This is a genomic window from Paradesulfitobacterium aromaticivorans, assembly GCF_054657415.1.
The window spans coordinates 1,114,312-1,136,877 of sequence record NZ_BAAHYT010000011.1 but is presented as its reverse complement, the minus strand read 5'-3'; the positions used below and the strand labels follow the sequence as shown (position 1 = coordinate 1,136,877).

Genomic DNA, 22,566 nt, shown 5'->3' with positions numbered 1-22,566 from the left:
TCACCAGAGAAAACAGAGTCACCAGAGAAAACAGAGTCACCGGAGAAGACGGGGATGACAGACAGTAATAATAAGGAAGTTTCAGGGATAGCGTCCCAAGAGCTTACGGAAACTGTAGAGGAACAGGAACTTACAAGAGCTTCGGAAACACCAGAGACTCAGGTGTCTATAGAGATCTGGGAAACTACGGAGACCTCGGAAACTGCGGATCTATCGGATGTCCCGCCGCTACAAACGGAGCTTTCACAAGTCGTAGCGCATTTGGATAAAGCTGAGCCGGAGGCTTCGCAAATTGCAGTACAAATGGTGTCCGAAAATCTTCCAGGTGATGGACAGGAGAAAATCCTGAGACAAGAGGTTGTCGAGCCTGAAATAACCTTGGAAGACCTCATTAATTGGGGGTTTGCGGCTAAGAATGCTGGACGCTATCAGTCTGCAGCCGAATGGTTCTCACGTGCTCTGAGCCTGCGCCCAGCTCCGGATTTGGCCTTTTACTTAATCATGGACGCTTGCACTCTGTGGCTGGCGGTTAACAAAAGAGCTTATGCCCAAGAGTTGCTTACGTATTATTGGCAGGAGTATGCCCATCGTTTTGCGCCTGAGCAAAGAACCCAAATGACAGCGTGGCTGAGCAAGGAGAACCTTCTCAGCTAATGAGTATGGATCAACCTTAAACCTAAAATTTTTTAATTAGAGGAGGAAATTCACAGATGAAACCGACCCGGGAGATTATTGGCTTGAGGATTATTAGTGTAGCCGAGGGCACACAAGTAGGGCAGATTAAGGATTATGTTCTAAATCCGCAAGCTGGAACTGTCGACTTTTTTGTTACGGATCAAACTTCAGATTATTTCGGGGCTAAAGTAATTGCTTTTAGCGATGTCGTCGGTCTGGGGGAATTTGCCTTAACCATTCCTGATCCGAAAGTGATCCAAGATGTTGCTCACAATCAGAATGTCCAAGAACTACTGCGCCAGGATGTACGAGTAATTGCGACTAAAGTTCTGACCAAGAAAGGGCAGCTTATTGGGGAAGTGGAAGAGTTCCTGGTTAATGAAGAAACCGCCAAGATTGAGGAATGTATCTTTGTTGACACCGAGGGTAACCGCCATCAGGTTGACTCCGACCAAATCGTAACCTTCGGCAAGGAACTTTTAATTGTGGAAGGAGAACCTGCTTCTGCAAGCGTGTTACCAACTGAAGCAGCCCAAGTGCCTGCGCCAGCCCAGGAAGACAACTACTCCTCTGACGGGGATGACAGTGGTTTTAACTTGTTCGAACAGCGCCAACTTCAGTATTTCATCGGTAAGAGCGTAGATAAAGATATTACTCTGGATAATGGAGAGGTATTGCCTGCAGGCCAGCCTATGACCGAAGATACTATCCGTAAAATCACCGCGCGTACGACTTTGATGGAAATCACCTCCCACTTAAGTAAGAACTAATAATCTGTTGTGAGTTATGAAAAAAGGACATCTGTTAATAGGCCTGCTGGTGCTGCAAGTTCTGGTCACCGTTCTGGTTGGAAGTTCAATTGCTTACGGATTGGAACATGATAAGGCACCCACTGGTTTCCGTGTGTGGGGAAAGGATTTGTCTGGAGCAACTGAAAGCCAGGCTTGGGCTGAGATTGAGGCAGTGATTCCGACCGAAGTCTTATATGATGGCAGTAAGTTTCCCCTTGAGACCACCCGCTCGCGCCAATCTCTAACGAACTGGCTGCATGAACAGTATGTGCCAGCATCAGGACTGGCGGCTCCTTTCCGTTTTCTGGCCGGAAGGCTGAGCTTAGAGCCGCCGGAGATTTTGCTCAAGGACGAAATCATGCCACAACTGGAAAGCCTAAAGACCAAGATAAACCGAGAGCCCCGTGCGGCTTCGATCGTTTACCAGGGGAGCAAGCTGGTAATAAAAGAAGGGCAAACAGGCCTTGAGCTGAACCTTAAGGAATCCTGGAGCCGCTTACTGGATAGTAATAGCGGGTCAGTTACTTTGGCAGTAACAGAAATCCCAGTACATCCTGATAACGCTGAAGTAGATAAGATCCAAAATATCCTCGGAGATTATACGACTTACTTTAATATGAATGACAAAGGACGCACCAACAATGTGCGTTTAGCTGCGGCAGCCTTGGACGGGCGGCTGATTGCACCGGGCGAAGTGTTTTCCTTCAACGGGACTGTGGGGGAGAGGACAGTAGCCTCCGGGTACCTGCCTGCCTATATATTTTCCGCTAATGAAGTTATCAGAGCAGACGGCGGTGGGGTATGCCAGGATTCCACCACACTTTACCAAGCTGCCAGACAAGCTAACCTGGCTATTGAAGAAAGGCACTCACATAGTTTGCCGGTATATTATGTCCCGAAGGGAAATGACGCTACGGTTGCGTATGGGACATTAGATTTTCGTTTTCGCAATGATACATCAGGTTATTTGCTTCTAAGCTCCCGTACTGGTGCCGACTGGCTGAGAATTAGAATTTTTGGTGCCGCAGACGCAAAGCATTTGGCACTCGAGCGTCCGGATGGATACCCAATCCAGCCTAAGGATTGGGTGAATGATCCGAAGTGACAAGAAATACTTCTTGCGGTTCAAAACGAACTTTAGATTATTTATACGGCTCTCTGCCACTCAATAAGGCAGAGAGCTTTTCCATCAGGAACGAGACAAATTGTTAATGCCATATTATGGTGTATAAACTATAACTCCTTGAACAGCAACTTGTTTCTGAAAATTAAATGAAGCGAACTTTAACGAACTTGTGAAGGAGTGATAATAATGGATGGACGCCCTCGTCGTCATCGAAGACATTATTGGCATCATTATCCATGGTGGGCTTTCCCTCCGTATCCGTGGCGCAGGCGCCGCTGGTGGTAAGCTCAAAGCATAAGCTGCAATCGGCAACCAAGATGATCCTATTCCGCGCTAACTAGCGCGGTTTTTTATTGCCTCATGGCCGCTAATTGATTTCCGTGCCGCCTCACTCGATTACACTTATGGAGAATCCTATGTCTAGGAGTAATATCCTGTTAATAAGAATGAAGTAAAACTTGCTGGAGGGGTTAGGTGAAAAAGTGTCTATCTTGACCCTGATTCTTAGCCTTTACATCCTTGTCTTTATGCCAATGACTTTAATACTAACTCCCTAAAACCGATTACGGAGGCTAACCTTAACGGCTATGTCAACGAATGAACGGCATCTTATGGCGACACATATACAGCATTTCGGGAAAAGAATACTGGTTGAAAAAAGCGGATAACCCCCAGGTAGTCAGGATGTCCTTTTTCACAGACGCAACATCCTTTGCGGAAGAACAGTTGCAAGAGATGCATAAAATCCTCGGGTCTATACGTTGGAACTAGACGATGAATAACCTCGTGGTTTTTCAATGTTGGATCCGGAAATAGAGTGCCATCTACTGACGTGTCCATTTAAAGTTCCTCAATTTTTGCTTCATATTGTGCCTTGATGGCATCTTGGACTTTTCGTTCATCTGAGAAAGCTCCGTTAAGGCCCCGAATAGCCTGATCTCTCCAACGAATCAGTTGGGTCGAGGATACCCCATTCTCTGAGGAAAGCTGAGCAAGTGTTTTTTCTTCTTTGAGAATTTCCAGTACAACCTGGGTCTTAAACTCGTCTGTAAACTTTCTTCGAACACCCAATTTGTTGTTTAATCCTCCTCATTTTTTTGTCTAAATTCTTGGGTCCATTATATTTTATGTGTCTAGGAACATCATAAATCTCTAATAAGTTATGTGACGTTGCTCTTTTTAGGTAATTAGTTATTTGAAATATTTGACTTATACCTGCGTTACAGTTATACTTAACAAGCTCGTTAGTATTTGTGGATTTACGAAAACCTTCTCTATTGCCTAAAGCTCTAGGAAGCTATGAATACTTCCCATGTAGCGGGTAATATATTTTGGAGGTTTTTTTATGTTTGAAGACAAAGTTTTATCCTGTAAGGACTGCGGTCGCGAGTTTACCTTCTCCGCTTCCGAACAAGAATTCTACGAGGAAAAGGGATTCACCAATGAACCTGGTCGGTGCCCGGAATGCCGTTCTGCCAGAAAGGCCCAAGTTAGATCCAACAGTGGATACTCTCGTCCACAACGGGAAATGTTTCCTGCAATCTGTGCTACTTGTGGGAAAGAAACCACAGTACCTTTCCAACCCAGCGGTGACAAGCCAGTATATTGCCGTGACTGTTACCAACCACGTACACGAAGCAATTGGTAAACATTTAAAAGAGGCCTTTCTAGGATTTAACACCTGGGAAGGCTTTTTTTTGCCCAAATTTAATTTGAGACATGATATCATCTTTTTGCTGCATTTAAGGCTCCTGGAGAAATATTTCAACAAACCAGCCCCCCAAGTATACCCTTTATCGCTGTTAGGTCGTTATTTAGATCAACGTTGTTGGTATCAACCCAAACACTAAAAGCCAAGTTCTGATCCTTAATAGGAATAAGAGAGTAGATTTCAATCCAAGTCTTTTGGTCTGGAGACGCTGCCGGCATAGACCGTTCCAATAAAGAAAGATTTCCCTTTCCAAGCCCCGAGACAATGTCCTCTGATCTAACAATTGAACTATGGTTTGGAATACCAGATGGCTCGCCATAGTAGCCAACGATTTCAATTAGCCCTACTGATTTTCCTCTTTTTAAGATATGCCCCTTGTTTTCTCCTGAAAGAGGTATTTCCCAGCCGTCTGGCAATTCGCCAGTCAATTTATAATCGCCTACTTTGATGGCTGTTCCAGATGGCACAACGGTAACGCTGGGTTTGTCAACCGCAGAAATGGAAGTGATGGGGGTACCGCAACCCCATAACATCTCTAACACCAGGAGACTACCCACTGCTGCCAAGATCCTTCTCATACCCCCTCGTCCTCTCCATTACCATTAATAACTTAGATGCCGCATAACGTCTTTTTCCCGAAAATGTGTCGTAAAAGTCCCTGTTTACGGGGGGGGATTTACGACACTCTGTCGCTAATCCTTTCCTTTACCTGCCAAGTTAAAATGCTTGATATATCAGTTTAGCCGCCACCAAAAATGACATTGTCACAAAAATGGGCCTTACTAGGGTGGCACCTCGTTTGATCGCCAGCTTTGAGCCAAAATAGGAACCGAGTATCATGAATAGTCCCATGGGGATTCCATAGAGGTAGAGGATCTTCCCATTCCAGGCAAAGAGGAGCAAGGAAGCAAAATTGCTCATGAAGTTTAAGACTTTGGCATTGGCCGAGGCGGTTAAAAAATCAAAGCCTAAGAAAGTGGCAAAGGCGAAGATGAGAAACGAACCTGTGCCAGGGCCGAAGAAACCGTCGTAAAACCCAATCGCGAATGCGAACGAACAGGCCATTACTAGATTGAGGGGGTTTAACCCCTGAAAGCGGTTTTCTATCCCAAATTCCTTATGAATGACGGTATAAATTCCTACGAGTAAAATTAACACCGGCACGGCCATGGACAAGAAAGAGGAGCTTATACGCAGAACTGCGAGCACGCCTAGACTTGCTCCAGCCAGTGTAAAAGGTATCTGCCATTTGAGAATAGGCCAGGATGTTTTGCCAGAGCGGGCAAAAGTAATGGCGCTGCTCATCGAGGCTGCGGTCGCGGCAAATTTGTTCGTGCCTAATGCGAGGTGAGGAGGGATTCCTACCACTAAAAGGGCTGGCAGGCTGATAAGCCCGCCTCCGCCCGCGATAGCATCGACTGCTGCTGCGATAAATCCAAGAATACAGATCGTAATTAATGTAAATAGCATCTATTTTCTTCCTCTGTTACTAGTTTATTAGATATTATCCGCGTAGTGTGCAGGGAGGGGAGTATGTCGGAATTTTGGAGGATGGAGGACAGTATATTCTGACTCCTTTTCAGTATACCTCCTAATCAATAATCTGTCATTATCACGTATCACGCATATCACGCATCAGACCGGCATCGTTCTCCGACAGGCACTTGCGCGTTATTCCTGAAAAGAGAACAACAACAATTACTGAAAACAGGACTGTGAAAGATGGCGAAAATAGTGTAGGATAATCTTAGACGGTTTATTAATGACAAAAGGCTTACTATTAGAATGGAAGCCTAACCGCAGGGATTTCCGTTAAGCCCGTACCAGGCATGCAGAAAATCTGATTTCGGAAATAGTTGGCAGAACGAGGAAGGAGCAAAGCCTAAGTGCGGCAGGTAGGAGTAAATTCACTTAAGATTGGGGACGTCTTGGGCAAGACGATTTACTCCAGCAAAGGCCGGGTGCTGCTCGGCAAAGGAGTAAAGTTAACCCCGCTCTTTATCAGTAAGCTCAAAGATATGGGCATTTCGATCGTCTATATTGAAGATGACAGCTATGATGATGTAGTTATTGAAGATGTTATTGGGGAAGAAGAACGGCGCGAGGCGATGGATGTCATTGAAAAGAGCACCCAAGCGATCCGCCTAGGCAAAGATCCTAATGGTTTCGAACTTAAACGAGTGGTTAATAAAATTGTGGAAAAGATATTGTTTCAGCATGATATCCTCGTGAGCATGATGGATATGCGTAGCCGAGATAACGCTGGTTTTGCGCATTCTGTTAATGTCTGCGTTTTGGCCACCGTTCTGGGCAAGGCCATGCTCTTCGACTACGAAAAGCTAGAGACTCTGGCCATCGGGGGTTTGATGCACGATACAGGGATGGTGCATTTTGACCAACACTTGCTAAAGAACCCTGAAAACTGGAGCGCAGATGATATTGAACGGTTCAAAACCCATACCACTTTAGGTTTTGAGGATTTGCGCAAGAAAAAAGAATTCAGCCTAATTGTGGCCCATATAGCGTTTCAGCATCACGAGGCCATGAACGGAACCGGCTATCCCCGGGGGCTTAAAGAAGGGGAGATACATCCCATGGCCCAAATAGTGGGTTTAGTGGACCTCTATGACCGTTTGACCGCTGACAATTCCGGCTTAAAGCGGGTGATGCCGCACGAAGCCTGTGAGATACTGATGGGTGCAGCAGAGAAAATATTTCCACTTGAATTTGTGCGGGTCTTTCTCAAGAACGTGGCTGCATATCCTACCGGCATAACTGTCAGACTAAATACAGGAGAAATCGGCGTGGTTGTAGACCAGAACTTGAGCATGCCCGCCCGGCCTGTGGTCAGGGTGTTTGGGGATGAAGAACTCGGCACTAGCAAAGGTAAAGAGTATGACATGATAAAAGAGCGAACAATATTTATCACGGAGGTTCTAAGTTAGTGGTATTAACAGAAGGAACTACGCAAAACCATGGATGAGATAGATAAGCAGCGTCTCGGTGCTCATGTTTATGAGATACTGCAAGCGCGTTTTCCCGAGGCTCAGTGCGAGCTTCTGTACGAAAATCCCTTTGAGTTATTGATAGCAACAATCCTTTCAGCCCAGTGTACGGACGACCGGGTAAACATGGTTACCCGGTCGCTCTTTGCAGAGCTTAAAACTCCGGAAGATTATCTTTCATTGGGTCAAGTGGGTTTGGAAGAGAGGATCAAATCGCTGGGGCTTTTCCACAATAAAGCGAAAAATATTTTAGCCATGTGCCGGGTGTTGCTTGACGAATACGAAGGAGAGATCCCGGCAGATCTGGAGGAACTGCAAAAGCTCCCTGGGGTTGGGCGCAAAACGGCGAATGTAGTGGGGAGCAATGCCTTCGGGATACCCGCTTTGGCAGTAGACACCCATGTTTTTAGAGTTGCCAGGAGGCTGGGGCTGGCTCAAGGAAGCACACCGGAAAAGGTTGAAGAAGAATTGAAGCAAGTGTTTGCGCGCGCGCACTGGAGCAAAGCTCACCACCTGCTGATTTTTCACGGGCGAAGGATTTGCGCTGCGCGCAAGCCCCAATGCCGTTTGTGCCCGCTCGCTAGTGAATGCCATGAACACAAGGAGTCGCACTCGAGACTGGAACAAAACACTAAAACCTAGCTCTTATTCCCGGATAAGTGGTAAAATGGCGGAGGGTGAATCAAATGCTGCGCATAGGACATAATCCGAATACCAATATGCTCCCGATGTTCCATTTACTTGATTGGGACAATCCTTTGCTGGAAAGGGTCACGGACGAACCATCTGGGCACAATCGCTTATTGGAGTTAGGTGAAATTGACTTGGCTCCTATCAGCAGTTTCTCCTATGGTGAGCACTGGCAGGAATATGCAGTTTTGCCGAATCTGTCAGTTTCGAACAAGGGGAGAGTGGGGTCAATCTTGCTTTTTGCCAAGGCTCCGCTCGAGGATTTAGCTGGCAGAACGGTTGCCCTCACCGATCTCTCGGCCACTTCAGTCCATCTTGCCAAAATCCTGCTGCACCACTTCTATGAAGTTTTTCCCACCTACCTAACTTTGCCTTCTAATCTGGAGGAAATGTTTAAGCAGGCTGATGCCGCCCTTTTGATCGGTGACCCGGCGATTAAAGCCGAGCGTTCTCGGCCTGGTTGTTACATTTATGATTTGGGTGAGGAATGGCTGCGTTTTACCGGGCATGCGATGACCTTTGCTGTCTGGGCTTTTCCGCAAACATTAATCCGGGAAAAGGCTGGAGAAGTGAGGGCTGTGCACGAACTGCTTTTGACTGCGAAAACGCAAGCGCAGGGCAACTGGGAAGAGATATATGAGGCCTGTGTGGACATGCTGGGTGCTGAGAAGTCATTTTGGCAGGACTATTTTTCCCGCTTTTCTTATGATCTGGGCCCGGATTCAGTCACAGGACTGGAGCAATATTTCGACTTTTGCTATGAGCTTGGTTTTTTGCCAACTCGTCCCAGACTCAATTTCTGGAGCTGACGAGTATGAGGTATTGGGTCTATTTAGCGCGCTGCGGTGATTGCTCTCTCTATGCGGGAGCGACTACAGATCTTGAGCGCCGCCTGCACCAGCATAATAGTTCCCAGGGTGCGAAATACACGGCCAGTCGTTTGCCGGTCAGATTGGCCCAGGCTTGGGAAATCCAGACGTGGAGTGACGCTTTACGCCTTGAAATAGTCCTTAAAAAATGCAGCAAGAAAATGAAAGAAGAACTTCTGCTTGAACCGCAGCGAATCCGTGCGCTAGCTCATAAACATAATCTGGATTTTGGCATAAGTATTTATGTCCGCGAGGAAAGGAGGGAACACGATGCCGATAGTGCAAATTGAGCTATTTGAGGGACGTACTCTTGACCAGAAAAGAGCCTTGGTCGAAAAGGTGACACAAGCTATAGTAGAAACGATTAATACTCCAGCTGAGAATGTGACAATCATTCTGCGCGACATGTCACGCGATAACTTGGCTAAAGCCGGAAAATTAGCCTGTGATAGGTAGAGGCACCAAGCAAAGAGCCCTCCCGTGGTAGAAGAAATTATCTACTAGGGAGGGCTTTCTTTTGGGAAAAAGAAGTAACTAAGACAGTTGATCTTCAAGCTAAGAATTATAGATTCCGCCGCCTAAGAACTCACGCAAAATCGAATTAAACGGGACTTTGGCGGTATCCAGAGGATTAAAGAACGAGAGTAGGCGCAAGAGGTAGGAAGCGGCCTCATAATTAGGGCTTTCCTTGGGAACTGACTGTAACAGCGGTTCGGTATATGGGCGCAGAGCGTTTAATTCATAGAGAAGACTGGAATTAAACATGACATCTGCTTCTTCCTGGTAAGGAAAGATATTGGTATTTTCCCCGCGTCTAACGCTCCACCACTGGCCTAGGGTCTTGTCCGGGCTGATCCCGCGGTATTTTACATCTCTGGTCATTCGGCGAATCAGGCGCACTTCTGTGGTGGGGATCCGGTTATACGAGTCAATGTTAAGCTGAAAGAGAGCGCTGATATAGACCTTGAACAGCTGATCACGCTCAAGCGAAGGAAGCAAACGCGGATTTAGTCCATGGATTCCTTCTATAACCAGAATCTCGTTGGCATCGAGGTGCATGATCTTGCCCTGCGGGCGGCGACGGCCGCTGACAAAGTCATAAATCGGGGTTTCAACCACACCTCCTTTAATCAGGGTCTGGATATGAGAGTCGAGCAAAGGGAGATCTAAGGCTTCGAGTGCTTCAAAGTCATATTGGCCGGAGGAATCGCGCGGAGTTTCCTCGCGCGCGATGAAATAATCATCGAGGGAGAGCGCCACCGGGCGGAGACCGTTTACCCTGAGCTGAGTCGAGAGGCGCTGGGCAAAGGTTGTTTTGCCCGAAGATGAGGGGCCGGATATCAGAATAACCCGCACATGGCGGCGTTGTTCCAGGATTCTATCAGCGATCAAGGAGATTTTCTTTTCGTGCAAGGCTTCGGCCAAACTGATAAGTTCCTCAGAACGGTTGGCAGAGATACTAGCGTTAATATCCCGTACTTGGGAAAGGCGCAAGTTCTCTACCCAGCGCTGAGACTGGGAGAAAGTTGCGGACAGTTTTGCGGGCGGCACATAAATCGGGCAAGAATCAGGCCTGTCATAGTCCGCGTAGAGGAGGATAAATCCGGGTGGGTAGTGGATCAACCGGCAATGCTCAAGCAATCCTGAACGTTCCAGCGCTGGAAAGAGGGATTTGATTTCGAAACCGTCCATGTCACAGGAGAAGTACCCGTCTGAGCCGGGTTTGCAGAGGATCGGGCGGTCTGCCTTAATCCACTCCCCCAGTTTTTGTTCAATCATTCTTACTTCGCGCACAGACAGCAGGGATCCTTGCAGTTCGCAGTAAACCCCATCTAAAATGGAATGCGCAACTTTAAGGCGTTCGTCCGGGAATAAGTCCCGCACAGCAAGGACTAAGCCAAGTATCAGGCTTTGCCGATATTGGCGCAGGGTGTTGTCAATCAAGGGTATCACCTTCCAACTATTTTGTATTTTAGCTTCTGTTAAGTTGCGATTTAGAGGAATTGTCTCTTTAGGCATTTTCAAGAATATTCAACAAGGAAGGAAAGTTTTCCTGCAAACCCCAAGTTGTTAAATGTTGATCGAACCAGAGATACCTGCTGCGGGGGCAGGAATTTGTCAAAGGTTGACGAATACAATAAATCTGTTTATGTTTAAGAAGAGGATTATACGATCAAAACCATTTGCATTTTGGGAGGGAACAATTTGTACGAAAGCACACGGGGAAACCTTTATCAGCAAACAGCGTCCCAGGCTATTGCCTGGGGGATGGTCCCAGGAGGAGGGCTGTTCGTTCCCGAGGTTCTGCCCAAGCTGGATTGGACAGAATTGCGCGGACTTAGTTATCGGCAACTGGCCGAGAGGATAATGTCAATTTTTCTACCGGAGATGCCGCCTGAGGTAATCTCTAACGCTACCCAAGTTTATAGCGGTGACGTTTTTGAGGGAGAAAACCCGGCCCCACTGGTAAATGTCGGGGACTTCGGGGTCTTGGAGCTTTGGCACGGTCCCACGGCGGCTTTCAAAGACATGGCCTTGCAGGTTCTTCCGTATTTATTAGGGGCGAGCGTACAGTCTGTTAAAAAAGGTGCGGAGGTATTGATTTTAACTGCCACTTCCGGAGATACAGGCAAAGCTGCTCTCGAAGGGTTTAAGAATGTAGACCGGACCAGCATCATGGTGTTTTATCCAGATGGGGGAGTCAGCGCGGTTCAGGAAAGGCAAATGACTACCACTGATGGAACGAACACTTATGTGGTTGCGGTAGATGGGAATTTTGACCAATGTCAGAGCGCGGTTAAGGAAATCTTTGCTTCTGAGAAGCTCCGGACTAAGCTTGCCCACAAAAATATGATTTTTTCTTCAGCTAACTCGATTAATTGGGGGCGGCTCTTACCGCAGATTGTTTATTATGTATGGGCATATTTGCAGGCGGTTGAACAGGGAAAGATCGCGCCCGCAGCCCTGCTTAATGTCGTAGTACCCACCGGGAATTTCGGGAATATCCTGGCAGGGTATTACGCCAAAAAGATGGGAATCCCTTTGGGGCAGCTTATTTGCGCCTCCAACAAAAACAAAGTCTTGACCGATTTTTTTAAGAATGGAGTTTACGACAGCAAGAGGGATTTCCATCTTACAATATCCCCATCCATGGACATTCTCATTTCCAGCAACTTTGAACGTTTTCTGTATGAAATGAGCGCGAGGAATCCGGAGAAGATAACGGAATGGTACCGCAGTCTTACTGAAAAAGGGTCGTTCAGCGTAGACCCGGATACCTTGAACAAGAGCCGTCAAGAAATATGGGCAGGCTGGGCTGATGAAAAAGACGTTTTGGCTGCTATAGCCCGCGCATACAGGGAGCACGCTTACGTTTTTGATCCCCATACTGCGGTCGCGGTTAAAGTTTACGAAGATTACGTGCAGGCCAGCGGAGATGAGACTTACACAGTGATTGTCTCCACCGCCAGCCCGTTCAAATTCGCATCTAGTGTCCTTAACGGGATTGTGGGAGAGAAAGGCTCGTACGATGAATGGGAAGCGCTCGAAAGGCTGCAGCAAGAAACAGGCTGGACAATTCCACGTGGTCTGCAAGGCTTAAATGAAAAGCCCGAGCAACCCGTACAGAAATGCCAGCCTCAAGGGATAGAAGATATCCTTCTAAAAACTTTCAATTTATCCGATGGCTAAAATGAGGTTAACTAAGAGGTGTTTTAGCCATGGGGTAAGAACCTAAGACTTTAAGCAACAGTTTTTTATCTTTGAGGATTTGGAGAACTTCCTGCAAGGGTGGGAAGGAAACATGTCCTTCGACATCGATGAAGAAAATGTATTCTCCGAGTTTTTGCTTGGAGGGGCGGGACTCAATTCGGGTCAAATTGAGGCCGTGCTCAGCAAACTCCTGCAGCACCCGAAAAAGTGCGCCAGGAGAGTTTTCCGTTGTTATAATTAAAGATGTTTTATCATTGCCTGAGCGGGGAGGGAGATCTTGGCCTACTAAGACAAAACGGGTAGCATTGGCTGAAACGTCCTGAATTCCTCTGGCCTGGCAGTGAAGGTTATAAAGGTCTGCGGCTCGTCGCGGGCCGATAGCAGCCCAGTTTTTTTGCGCTTGCGCAACTTCACGCGCGGCTTCAGCCGTGCTGGCACGGGGTATCTGTTCGGCATGGGGCAGGTGAGAGGTAAGAAATTCCCGGCATTGCCCGAGAGCCTGCTCATGTGAATAGACGCGGCTTATTTCATCCCAGGGCAAGGGCTGGGAAGTCAGCAGGCATTGCGAGACAGGATGGACAAATTCTCCTACGATTAATAAGTTATCTGCCTGTTTGAGAGTGTCCATGGTCGCTCCTACTTGTCCTTCCAAGGAATTCTCCAGCGGGGCAAACGAGAAAGTTGTTTCCACGCGGGCACAGGCCAGCAAAACCTCTCTGATCGAATTATAGGGGCGAAGTTCCCAAGTCGTGGGATGTGCCTGATCCCTGATTTCGAGAAAATCGAGTAATGCTTCTTCGGAAAAACTTCCTTGAGGCCCGAGATAACCGATGCTTGGCATGGACGTAATACTCCTTTCGGGCAAATGTTATTCGTATGAACATGAAGTTGTACGAGCTTAGCGCGTGTTTGACTTAACGCCCGTAGGCCATGGAGTCCAGCCTGCGGGCTTTGTCCTGCAGCTGGGTTTTGATGGCGTGGTCAAAGATCAGAGCATAGATCTCGCGCACCAGGTCTGCAGGGCATTGCAGTTCGGCTGCTATCCGGCCTAAGCGCTGAATTATTTCCTGTTCACGGTTGTGGTCACGAATGCGGTCAGGGCTTTTTTCACGGGCAACCAGTTTTACCACGTGCATCCGCTCTGCCAGGAGTTCAATAATCCCGCTGTCGATCGAGTCTATCTTCGAGCGCAAGGAATCTAAGCCGGAGCCGGAGCCGGTGCCGGTGCCGGTGCCTACCATGGTTCTGCCAACAGAAGCTGCGACTGTGACTAAATCGGCAGCCAATTGTTGCAGCTCTGTTGGTGTCAAGGACTGGGCACCATCGCTTTTAGCTTCTTCCGGATGGGGATGCATCTCGATCAGGAGGCCATCCGCCCCGACCGCGACTGCAGCTTTAGACAAGGCAGAAACGTAGTCCCTGTGCCCGGCCGCGTGGCTGGGGTCAACTATTACCGGGAGATGGGACATCTTCCTTATCACGGCAATGGCACTAAGATCAAGGGTGTTGCGGGTACTGGTTTCGAAAGTGCGAATCCCACGTTCGCACAAAATTACGTTGGGGTTTTTCTCGGCCAGGATATATTCTGCGGCTGAGAGCCACTCTTCAATCGTAGCCGACAGCCCTCTTTTTAAGATAACCGGTTTTCCTGATTGTCCGGCGAGTTTAAGGAGCTGAAAGTTCTGCATATTGCGGGCACCGATCTGTATGATATCGACATGGTCCAGCACTTCCTCCAGGCTAGCGGGATCTATTACTTCAGTAACTGTCAACAAGTCATGTTCTTTAGCGGCAGCGGTTAAATGGATGAGGCCTTCTCGGCCCAGACCCTGGAAGGCATAGGGGGAAGTACGGGGTTTATAAACTCCACCTCGGAGGACAGTGCCCCCGGCCTGTTTCACGGCTGCGGCGGCTTGGTGCATCTGAGGTTCGGACTCAACGGCGCACGGGCCGGCCATCAGGATAATATCCCGTCCCCCAATATTTGTGTCACTAACGGCAATCTCAGTTCTTTCAGGTTTGTACCCGGCTAATGGTAGATTTTGCATGTGAAGTAACCTCCTTTTATTTTAGCTCAATTAAAAAAGTCCACGGCATTAACATCCCTTTAATGGGACGAAAGCCGTGGACTTCCGCGGTACCACCCAACTTGGCCTCAAATGAGGCCCGCTCGTAAAAAGGTGCGGGAATCTCAGGTCCTGGTAAGCTTGGCGGCGTCGTTCGGCGCTATCTGCTGCGACTTGCCGAACTAGGCTTGGCACTAAGATTAGGCTGAGCGCAAATAAAAAACTTCTCATCCCTGCAGGGACGAGAAGTTACTCGCGTTACCACCCAACTTGGCATAAATGCCCCTTAACCAGGTACGGGACCGAAATCCGATACCCTCTTCCTTCTAACGGGGAAGGGCCGTCCTAGCCTACTTTTGTGTTCAGCCGGAAGCTCCGGAGGGAACTTCAGCGGTTACATCCATAGAAGAGCTTTCAGTCGATGACTCTTCCTCCCTGAAAAGCTGCAAGCCACTTACTTTTCTCCATCATAGCTTTTGAAGATTTAATTATAATGTATTATATTGTATGCAAGACGAAGTGTCAATGTTTTGACAGCCAATCCGAAATATTTTTTGGAAAATATTTTCTGATAGAGTGAATTAAGATTTGAGCAAACTCAATTAGAACTAAACGATAACCACAACTAAACGATAGAACTGCTTGCAAAGGGAAAAAAAATCTAGTAAAATATTTATCGGAAGGTAGGGGAACCTTCCTGGGAGATAGGTGGACGAGGTGGCTGAAACAGGCAGTGGAACGTACGCTGCCTGTTTCACTTTCTTGGCTGTTCAGAAACGGTTGGAGCAATCCAGCCGCCGTTTTTGCTTAATCACCACTCAGGTTCAGTTTCCGACAGCTTAATAAGACATAATGTCTATTCGACTGAAATTTCTTAACAGTCTGATTTCCCTTTTGTACAATATACATAAGATCTCGAATTTATATCAGGCAGAGAAAGTGGAGGGGTTAAGATATGGGGGAAGAAAGATTAGAAGGTTTGTTGGAAGAAAACAGGGTCTTTAAGCCGGGCGCGGAGTTTAAGGCTCAAGCCGTAGTGCGGGAGGAGAAAGTGTATGAGGAAGCGGAAGGTGACCGGCTCGGGTTCTGGGCCCAAGCAGCTGAGCGTTTAAGTTGGTTTCAGCCTTGGGAGCAAGTCCTGGAGTGGGAGCCGCCGTTTGCCCAGTGGTATGTCGGCGGGAAGCTCAATGCCTCTTACAACTGTATCGACCGCCATCTGGCAGGCTGGCGCCGCAACAAAGCAGCCATCATTTTCGAAGGAGAACGCGGAGATAGCAGGGTTCTAACTTACCAGGACCTCTACCGGGAAGTAAATAAATTCTCCAATGTCCTTAAATCTTTGGGAGTGCACAAAGGGGACAGGGTCACCATTTACCTGCCCATGATCCCGGAAGCAGCAATTGCCATGCTGGCCTGTGCCCGCATCGGGGCACCCCACAGCGTAGTCTTCGGCGGCTTTAGTGCGGAAGCTTTAAGAGACCGTATTAACGATGCCAAAGCCAAAGTGCTCATCACCTCAGACGGAAGTTTCCGGCGCGGGAGTGTTGTCCCACTGAAAGAGAATGCCGACACTGCTCTGACAGAAGCAGATTCAATTGAACATGTGGTAGTGGTACAGAGGACCGGAAGTGAAGTGCACATGCAAGAGGGACGTGACCTCTGGTATCATGAGGAAATGCACAAGGCTGCAGTTGAATGTCCGCCGGAAGAGATGGATGCGGAAGACATGCTATTTATCCTCTATACCAGCGGGACAACCGGGAAGCCGAAAGGGGTAGTGCACACTACCGGGGGTTACATGGTAGGAGTTAGCACAACCCATGAGTGGATTTTTGACTTAAAAGAAGAGGATGTGTACTGGTGTACGGCAGACGTCGGCTGGATTACCGGGCACAGCTATATCGTATACGGCCCACTGGCAAATGGGGCCACAGTGGTAATGTATGAAGGGACTCCGGATTATCCGGCCAAAGACCGCTTCTGGGAGATCGTCGAGAAATACCGGGTAACTATCCTTTACACTGCACCCACTGCTATCCGCACCTTCATGAAATGGGGCCCGTCCTATCCTGAGAGCCGGGATCTTTCCAGCTTAAGAGTCTTGGGGTCGGTAGGGGAACCGATCAACCCGGAAGCCTGGATGTGGTATTATAAATACATCGGACAGGAGCGCTGCCCGATCGTGGACACTTGGTGGCAGACAGAAACAGGGATGATTATGATGACTCCCCTGCCCGGGCTTACGGATCTTAAACCGGGCTCGTGCACGGTTCCGTTCCCGGGTGTCAAAGTAGAAGTGGTTGATCATGACGGACGTCCCGTGCCGAAAGGAAGCGGTGGCTATTTGGTAGTGCGCGAGCCGTGGCCGGCGATGCTGAGAACGGTTTACGGGGATAACGACCGCTATGTTAAGACGTATTGGAGCAACTGGCCGGGTATCTACTTTACCGGGGACGGGGCCAAATGGGATCAAGACGGGTATTTCTGGGTGCTGGGTCGGGTAGATGATGTAATCAATGTCTCCGGGCACCGCATCGGAACGGCTGAAGTAGAGAGCGCTCTGGTTGACCACCCGGCAGTAGCGGAAGCAGCCTGTATCGGCAAGAATCATGAAGTTAAGGGCCAGGCTGTGGCAGCCTTTGTCACGCTCAAGGAAGGAGTGGAGGTGAGAGACGGCTTAGTGGATGAACTGAAAGCCCATGTAGCGAAGAAGATCGGCGCGCTGGCACGGCCTGATGACATTTTCTTTACGGCCGAGCTGCCTAAGACGAGAAGCGGCAAGATCATGCGCAGGCTATTGCGGGATATCGCCGAAGGCAGGGCGTTGGGAGATACCACGACTTTGGCTGATGTTTCTGTAGTTCAGACTTTAAGAGATAAATAGTGGGATCAACCACATAATGTTAAAGAGTGACACTGGAAGCAAGCGGTTGCGGAAATTCCCGATAAGACTTGATTTTCAGCTGATAGCCGTCAGCTTAAGTTAATTCACCTGCTTATGCTTGAGGGTTTCTTGGTTCCATTATAAAATAAAAATGTTACGATCATCCAATCATTTCCTCGTGAAGAATCATGGCCTAAGGGGGTCTAGGCGGTGGCTCCTTCTGACCAAGCCGTGCAGTCCATTGAGCGCGCGTTGTTAATACTTGAAACACTGGGCCACTACCCCCGGGGTATCGGAGTGACGGAACTAGGGCACAGCGTGGGTTTACACAAAAGCACTGTGCACCGGCTCCTCAATAGCCTGGGGGTATATGGATATGTTGAACAGGACAAAGATACAGAACGTTACCGTTTGGGAATGAAAATATTATCCCTGGGATTAGAAATGCTTACTAATCTCGATTTTCGGACGGAAGCGCTCCCTTACATGAAGGAGTTAGTAGAAATATCGAGGGAAACTGTGCAGCTGGCAGTTCTCGACTATGGCCAGGTGGTTGTGGTAGAGAGAGACCATTCTCCTGAGACTATAACAGTTAACCTCGGTTTAAGAGCAGACGCCCACTGTACGGCTGAAGGCAAGGTGATCCTGGCCTATTTGCCACAGCAGGAAAGCATGGGCATCCTGAGTAAGCGCCCGATGCGCCGCTATACCCAGCATACCTTTACTGAAGTCAGTGAATTGCTGGCACATTTGGATAAAGTGCGAACTCAAGGATACGCAGTTAATGCGGAAGAATCAGCAGAGGGTTTAAGAGCGGTGGCTGCTCCAGTCTTTGATCATACTGGAAAGGTGATCGCGGCCATAAGTATCACAGGGCCTACTTCCCGCCTAAGCCTTGAACGGATTGCTCGGTTGGTGACTGTGCTTCAGGAAGCCTGTCGTTCCGTCTCAGCCCGTTTAGGTTACAGAACGAATAAAAGCACAGGCTATCGTTGAGTCTGGCAATGATTTTACATCGGGGAGGAGGATTAGGGTGAAGGGGTCTGACGATTGCGGGCAAAAGGATTATCTCGCTGAGTACGAGCAAATCTGCCGTGATTTCCGCTGGTCAGAGGTTGCAGAAGAATTGCATCTGGGTCAGAAGTATAACATCGCTGTCGAAGCGGTGGATCATAGGGCGATAGGCCGCCGTAAGCAAAAAGCGGCATTCAGATTTTACAATGGGAAAACTGAAATAACGGTTTCTTATGAGGAATTAAAAAATTTAACCAATAAATTTGCTAATTTACTGCAAGGACTAAAAGTTCGGACTGGGGAACGGGTGGCTGTTTTTCTGCCCCCGGTACCGGAGTTTTACGTTGCTTTTTTGGGAGCGGTTAAAGCCGGAGCAGTCGCAGTTCCATTGTCAACAGCTCTCATGTCCGATGCCTTGACAGAAGTCCTGGAAGACAGTGAGACATCAGTCGTGATCACTTCCGGAATCCTTAATCACCGCATCAAGAGAGATAAGCTACCTTCCTTGCGCCATGTGATCCTAGTGGACCGAGGATCTCAGGCTGACGCTGGTTCGCAAGCAGAGATTTCCTTCACAGAAACTATAGATTATGACGAAGGTATGGCGGCGGCATCTTCAGCTTATGCAGCCCAGGAGTATGACCCGGAAGACCCGATGATGCTTCTTTATACCTCAGGCTCAACCGGTAAACCAAAAGGTGTAATCCATGTTCACAGTGGAATTTTACATTTCTATCAGACTGGGAAATTAGTGCTGGACCTACAGCCTCAGGATATTTACTGGTGTACTTCTGATCCGGGGTGGGTGCCTGGGATTTCCTACGGGATTTGGGCACCTCTCTTGAATGGGATAACAAGTGTCATTTATGCAGGGGAATTTAATGCGGATAAATGGTATGAGGTTTTAGCCAAGCTGCGGGTTAATATCTGGTATACAACCCCTACCGCCCTCAGGCATCTGATGAACTTTGGCCCGGACAATCCGGCCAAGCGTTATTCCCTAAAATCTTTACGCCACATTCTGACGGTAGGAGAGCCGTTGAATCCCATGGTAATTCGCTGGAGTGCTCAGGCTTTTGGGCTTACAGTACATGATACGTGGTGGATGACGGAGACGGGGGGGCAGATTATCTGTAATTTTCGCTGTCTTCCGCTTAAACCAGGCTCCATGGGGCGAACAATTCCGGGGATCGAAGCAACAGTGATTGATGAGCAAGGGCGGGAGCTCCAGCCTTTGGAAGTGGGGCAGTTGGCGCTGAAAGCCGGGTGGCCGGGCATGATGCGCGGGATCTGGAAAGATGAAGAAAAATACCGGGAGTACTTTCGCTGGGGGACATGGTATGTAACCGGAGATTTAGCCTATCGCGATGCTGAAGGGTATTTCTGGTTCCAAGGGAGAGTTGACGATGTCATTAAGAAAGGGAGTGAACGAATTGGTCCCTTCGAGGTGGAGAACAAGCTTGCCGAACATCCGGCGGTAATGGAGGCCGGAGTGATTGGCAAGCCTGATCCGCTGTGGGGTGAGATAATTAAGGCCTTTGTTGTCTTGCACCCTGGTTTCGCCTGGTCAAAAAACCTGGAAGCAGAACTGCAAGAATTCATTCAAGAACGGCTGGGACCGCACTTGGTTCCGTGGGAGATAGAAGCGCGGGGTGGTTTGCCACGAACCCGCAGTGGCAAGATTATGCGGCGGGCGCTGAAAGCGTTGGAATTAGGCTTGCCATCGGCTAATCTCGGCGAGGAGGAATAGAATATTGTGCTTAAGGTTTAAGCCCGCATCTTTCCGTCAACGGACAGATACGGGCTTTTTATACTTCAGGAAACATATATCCGTGCCAATTTTGGCACGGGCAGCGGAATGAAGTAGTGAAAGGCGCGACGCAGAGGGAACCGATCGCGCCTTTCTTTTGTCCTATCCACAGGCTTGTGAAAAAATGCTGTTCAACCTAAAAATTATGCAATTCGTCTGATAAGTCTTAACATTCAGGCAGATGTCTTATAATATAAAAACAGGGTTTCATAATATGAAACTACGAGGGGGGTTAGATATGGGGGAAGAAAGATTAGAAGGTTTGTTGAAAGAAAACAGGGTCTTTAAGCCGGGCGCGGAGTTTAAGGCTCAAGCCGTAGTGCGGGAGGAGAAAGTGTATGAGGAAGCGGAAGGTGACCGGCTCGGGTTCTGGGCCCAAGCAGCTGAGCGTTTAAGTTGGTTTCAGCCTTGGGAGCAAGTCCTGGAGTGGGAGCCGCCGTTTGCCCAGTGGTATGTCGGCGGGAAGCTCAATGCCTCTTACAACTGTATCGACCGCCATCTGGCAGGCTGGCGCCGCAACAAAGCAGCCATCATTTTCGAAGGAGAACGCGGAGATAGCAGGGTTCTAACTTACCAGGACCTCTACCGGGAAGTAAATAAATTCTCCAATGTCCTTAAATCTTTGGGAGTGCACAAAGGGGACAGGGTCACCATTTACCTGCCCATGATCCCGGAAGCAGCAATTGCCATGCTGGCCTGTGCCCGCATCGGGGCACCCCACAGCGTAGTCTTCGGCGGCTTTAGTGCGGAAGCTTTAAGAGACCGTATTAACGATGCCAAAGCCAAAGTGCTCATCACCTCAGACGGAAGTTTCCGGCGCGGGAGTGTTGTCCCACTGAAAGAGAATGCCGACACTGCTCTGACAGAAGCAGATTCAATTGAACATGTGGTAGTGGTACAGAGGACCGGAAGTGAAGTGCACATGCAAGAGGGACGTGACCTCTGGTATCATGAGGAAATGCACAAGGCTGCAGTTGAATGTCCGCCGGAAGAGATGGATGCGGAAGACATGCTATTTATCCTCTATACCAGCGGGACAACCGGGAAGCCGAAAGGGGTAGTGCACACTACCGGGGGTTACATGGTAGGAGTTAGCACAACCCATGAGTGGATTTTTGACTTAAAAGAAGAGGATGTGTACTGGTGTACGGCAGACGTCGGCTGGATTACCGGGCACAGCTATATCGTATACGGCCCACTGGCAAATGGGGCCACAGTGGTAATGTATGAAGGGACTCCGGATTATCCGGCCAAAGACCGCTTCTGGGAGATCGTCGAGAAATACCGGGTAACTATCCTTTACACTGCACCCACTGCTATCCGCACCTTCATGAAATGGGGCCCGTCCTATCCTGAGAGCCGGGATCTTTCCAGCTTAAGAGTCTTGGGGTCGGTAGGGGAACCGATCAACCCGGAAGCCTGGATGTGGTATTATAAATACATCGGACAGGAGCGCTGCCCGATCGTGGACACTTGGTGGCAGACAGAAACAGGGATGATTATGATGACTCCCCTGCCCGGGCTTACGGATCTTAAACCGGGCTCGTGCACGGTTCCGTTCCCGGGTGTCAAAGTAGAAGTGGTTGATCATGACGGACGTCCCGTGCCGAAAGGAAGCGGTGGCTATTTGGTAGTGCGCGAGCCGTGGCCGGCGATGCTGAGAACGGTTTACGGGGATAACGACCGCTATGTTAAGACGTATTGGAGCAACTGGCCGGGTATCTACTTTACCGGGGACGGGGCCAAATGGGATCAAGACGGGTATTTCTGGGTGCTGGGTCGGGTAGATGATGTAATCAATGTCTCCGGGCACCGCATCGGAACGGCTGAAGTAGAGAGCGCTCTGGTTGACCACCCGGCAGTAGCGGAAGCAGCCTGTATCGGCAAGAATCATGAAGTTAAGGGCCAGGCTGTGGCAGCCTTTGTCACGCTCAAGGAAGGAGTGGAGGTGAGAGACGGCTTAGTGGATGAACTGAAAGCCCATGTAGCGAAGAAGATCGGCGCGCTGGCACGGCCTGATGACATTTTCTTTACGGCCGAGCTGCCTAAGACGAGAAGCGGCAAGATCATGCGCAGGCTATTGCGGGATATCGCCGAAGGCAGGGCTTTGGGGGACACTACGACTTTGGCTGATGCCTCTGTAGTAAATGCCTTGAAGGCGCAGTATCAGGATTAGCAATTAAAGAGTAGAGATTTAACGCCGGTTGAGGCGAA

Annotated in this window: 21 protein-coding genes and 1 other annotated feature; of the genes, 15 read left to right on the top strand and 6 right to left on the bottom strand. The window is 48.8% G+C overall.

The window, feature by feature from the left end:
* Positions 1 to 54: 54 nt before the first annotated feature.
* From ACYQ2N_RS22310 to ACYQ2N_RS22300, 3 genes are read left to right on the top strand one after another with little or no spacing between them, the layout of a single operon-like run.
* On the top strand, positions 55 to 654 hold the full coding sequence (locus ACYQ2N_RS22310) for a tetratricopeptide repeat protein (RefSeq protein ID WP_460001637.1): 600 nt from the start codon (positions 55 to 57) through the stop codon (positions 652 to 654).
* 56 nt (positions 655 to 710) lie between these two features.
* Complete coding sequence (locus ACYQ2N_RS22305; RefSeq protein WP_460001636.1) at positions 711 to 1,445, top strand: PRC-barrel domain-containing protein; 735 nt, start codon at positions 711 to 713, stop codon at positions 1,443 to 1,445.
* A 49-nt stretch (positions 1,446 to 1,494) separates the two neighbouring features.
* Positions 1,495 to 2,571: a VanW family protein gene (locus tag ACYQ2N_RS22300; RefSeq protein ID WP_460001635.1), complete on the top strand. Its 1,077-nt coding sequence runs from the start codon at positions 1,495 to 1,497 to the stop codon at positions 2,569 to 2,571.
* 861 nt (positions 2,572 to 3,432) lie between these two features.
* Here ACYQ2N_RS22300 and ACYQ2N_RS22295 read toward each other — a convergent pair.
* Positions 3,433 to 3,663, bottom strand: coding sequence for a transposase (locus ACYQ2N_RS22295; protein WP_460001634.1), 231 nt, complete (start codon positions 3,661 to 3,663; stop codon positions 3,433 to 3,435).
* Positions 3,664 to 3,937: 274 nt separating this feature from the next.
* Here ACYQ2N_RS22295 and ACYQ2N_RS22290 point away from each other — a divergent pair, with 274 nt between their 5' ends.
* Positions 3,938 to 4,240, top strand: coding sequence for a zinc-ribbon domain containing protein (locus tag ACYQ2N_RS22290; RefSeq protein WP_460001633.1), 303 nt, complete (start codon positions 3,938 to 3,940; stop codon positions 4,238 to 4,240).
* Positions 4,241 to 4,356: 116 nt separating this feature from the next.
* Here ACYQ2N_RS22290 and ACYQ2N_RS22285 read toward each other — a convergent pair whose 3' ends face one another.
* Positions 4,357 to 4,869: a hypothetical protein gene (locus tag ACYQ2N_RS22285; protein WP_460001632.1), complete on the bottom strand. Its 513-nt coding sequence runs from the start codon at positions 4,867 to 4,869 to the stop codon at positions 4,357 to 4,359.
* A 151-nt stretch (positions 4,870 to 5,020) separates the two neighbouring features.
* Positions 5,021 to 5,773: a TSUP family transporter gene (locus tag ACYQ2N_RS22280; protein WP_460001631.1), complete on the bottom strand. Its 753-nt coding sequence runs from the start codon at positions 5,771 to 5,773 to the stop codon at positions 5,021 to 5,023.
* A gap of 416 nt (positions 5,774 to 6,189) precedes the next feature.
* Between ACYQ2N_RS22280 and ACYQ2N_RS22275 the strand changes: the two genes are divergently transcribed.
* The 5 genes from ACYQ2N_RS22275 to ACYQ2N_RS22255 are packed head-to-tail and all read left to right on the top strand — an operon-like array spanning position 6,190 to position 9,323.
* Complete coding sequence (locus ACYQ2N_RS22275; protein WP_460001630.1) at positions 6,190 to 7,248, top strand: HD-GYP domain-containing protein; 1,059 nt, start codon at positions 6,190 to 6,192, stop codon at positions 7,246 to 7,248.
* 30 nt (positions 7,249 to 7,278) lie between these two features.
* Positions 7,279 to 7,950 (top strand): endonuclease III, encoded by a 672-nt coding sequence (gene nth / locus ACYQ2N_RS22270; RefSeq protein WP_460001629.1) that lies wholly within the window; start codon positions 7,279 to 7,281, stop codon positions 7,948 to 7,950.
* A 44-nt stretch (positions 7,951 to 7,994) separates the two neighbouring features.
* Entirely contained in the window at positions 7,995 to 8,807 is an 813-nt protein-coding gene (locus tag ACYQ2N_RS22265) for a menaquinone biosynthetic enzyme MqnA/MqnD family protein (protein WP_460001628.1), read from the top strand.
* A 5-nt stretch (positions 8,808 to 8,812) separates the two neighbouring features.
* On the top strand, positions 8,813 to 9,157 hold the full coding sequence (locus tag ACYQ2N_RS22260) for a GIY-YIG nuclease family protein (protein WP_460001627.1): 345 nt from the start codon (positions 8,813 to 8,815) through the stop codon (positions 9,155 to 9,157).
* Positions 9,138 to 9,323 (top strand): 4-oxalocrotonate tautomerase, encoded by a 186-nt coding sequence (locus ACYQ2N_RS22255; RefSeq protein WP_460001626.1) that lies wholly within the window; start codon positions 9,138 to 9,140, stop codon positions 9,321 to 9,323. The genes ACYQ2N_RS22260 and ACYQ2N_RS22255 overlap by 20 nt, the downstream gene beginning before the upstream one ends.
* A 99-nt stretch (positions 9,324 to 9,422) precedes the next feature.
* On the opposite strand, the gene ACYQ2N_RS22250 is transcribed toward ACYQ2N_RS22255, so the two are convergent.
* A complete protein-coding gene (locus tag ACYQ2N_RS22250) occupies positions 9,423 to 10,817 on the bottom strand; it encodes a uridine kinase family protein (RefSeq protein ID WP_460001781.1) in 1,395 nt (464 codons plus the stop codon).
* 255 nt (positions 10,818 to 11,072) lie between these two features.
* On the opposite strand from ACYQ2N_RS22250, the gene thrC reads away from it, so the two are divergent.
* Positions 11,073 to 12,557: a threonine synthase gene (thrC, locus tag ACYQ2N_RS22245; RefSeq protein ID WP_460001625.1), complete on the top strand. Its 1,485-nt coding sequence runs from the start codon at positions 11,073 to 11,075 to the stop codon at positions 12,555 to 12,557.
* A gap of 7 nt (positions 12,558 to 12,564) precedes the next feature.
* On the opposite strand, the gene pheA is transcribed toward thrC, so the two are convergent.
* Together pheA and aroF are read right to left on the bottom strand one after the other, a co-directional pair.
* Entirely contained in the window at positions 12,565 to 13,419 is an 855-nt protein-coding gene (gene pheA / locus ACYQ2N_RS22240; protein ID WP_460001623.1) for a prephenate dehydratase, read from the bottom strand.
* 73 nt (positions 13,420 to 13,492) lie between these two features.
* Positions 13,493 to 14,626 (bottom strand): 3-deoxy-7-phosphoheptulonate synthase, encoded by a 1,134-nt coding sequence (gene aroF, locus ACYQ2N_RS22235; protein ID WP_460001622.1) that lies wholly within the window; start codon positions 14,624 to 14,626, stop codon positions 13,493 to 13,495.
* Between the two features lie 252 nt (positions 14,627 to 14,878).
* Positions 14,879 to 15,124 (bottom strand) — a binding site (T-box leader).
* A 237-nt stretch (positions 15,125 to 15,361) separates the two neighbouring features.
* On the opposite strand from aroF, the gene ACYQ2N_RS22230 reads away from it, so the two are divergent.
* From ACYQ2N_RS22230 to acs (ACYQ2N_RS22210), 5 genes are all read left to right on the top strand, one after another.
* The gene (locus tag ACYQ2N_RS22230) at positions 15,362 to 15,487 is read left to right on the top strand and encodes a hypothetical protein (protein WP_460001621.1); all 126 of its coding nucleotides are present in this window, start codon (positions 15,362 to 15,364) and stop codon (positions 15,485 to 15,487) included.
* A gap of 112 nt (positions 15,488 to 15,599) precedes the next feature.
* Positions 15,600 to 17,528 (top strand): acetate--CoA ligase, encoded by a 1,929-nt coding sequence (acs, locus tag ACYQ2N_RS22225; RefSeq protein ID WP_460001620.1) that lies wholly within the window; start codon positions 15,600 to 15,602, stop codon positions 17,526 to 17,528.
* Positions 17,529 to 17,738: 210 nt separating this feature from the next.
* A complete protein-coding gene (locus ACYQ2N_RS22220) occupies positions 17,739 to 18,524 on the top strand; it encodes an IclR family transcriptional regulator (RefSeq protein ID WP_460001619.1) in 786 nt (261 codons plus the stop codon).
* A gap of 37 nt (positions 18,525 to 18,561) precedes the next feature.
* Positions 18,562 to 20,292 carry an acetate--CoA ligase gene (gene acsA / locus ACYQ2N_RS22215; protein WP_460001618.1) on the top strand — a complete coding sequence of 577 codons (1,731 nt, stop codon included), beginning with the start codon at positions 18,562 to 18,564 and terminating at the stop codon, positions 20,290 to 20,292.
* Between the two features lie 298 nt (positions 20,293 to 20,590).
* Complete coding sequence (gene acs / locus ACYQ2N_RS22210) at positions 20,591 to 22,528, top strand: acetate--CoA ligase (protein WP_460001617.1); 1,938 nt, start codon at positions 20,591 to 20,593, stop codon at positions 22,526 to 22,528.
* The last annotated feature ends 38 nt before the right edge of the window (positions 22,529 to 22,566 follow it).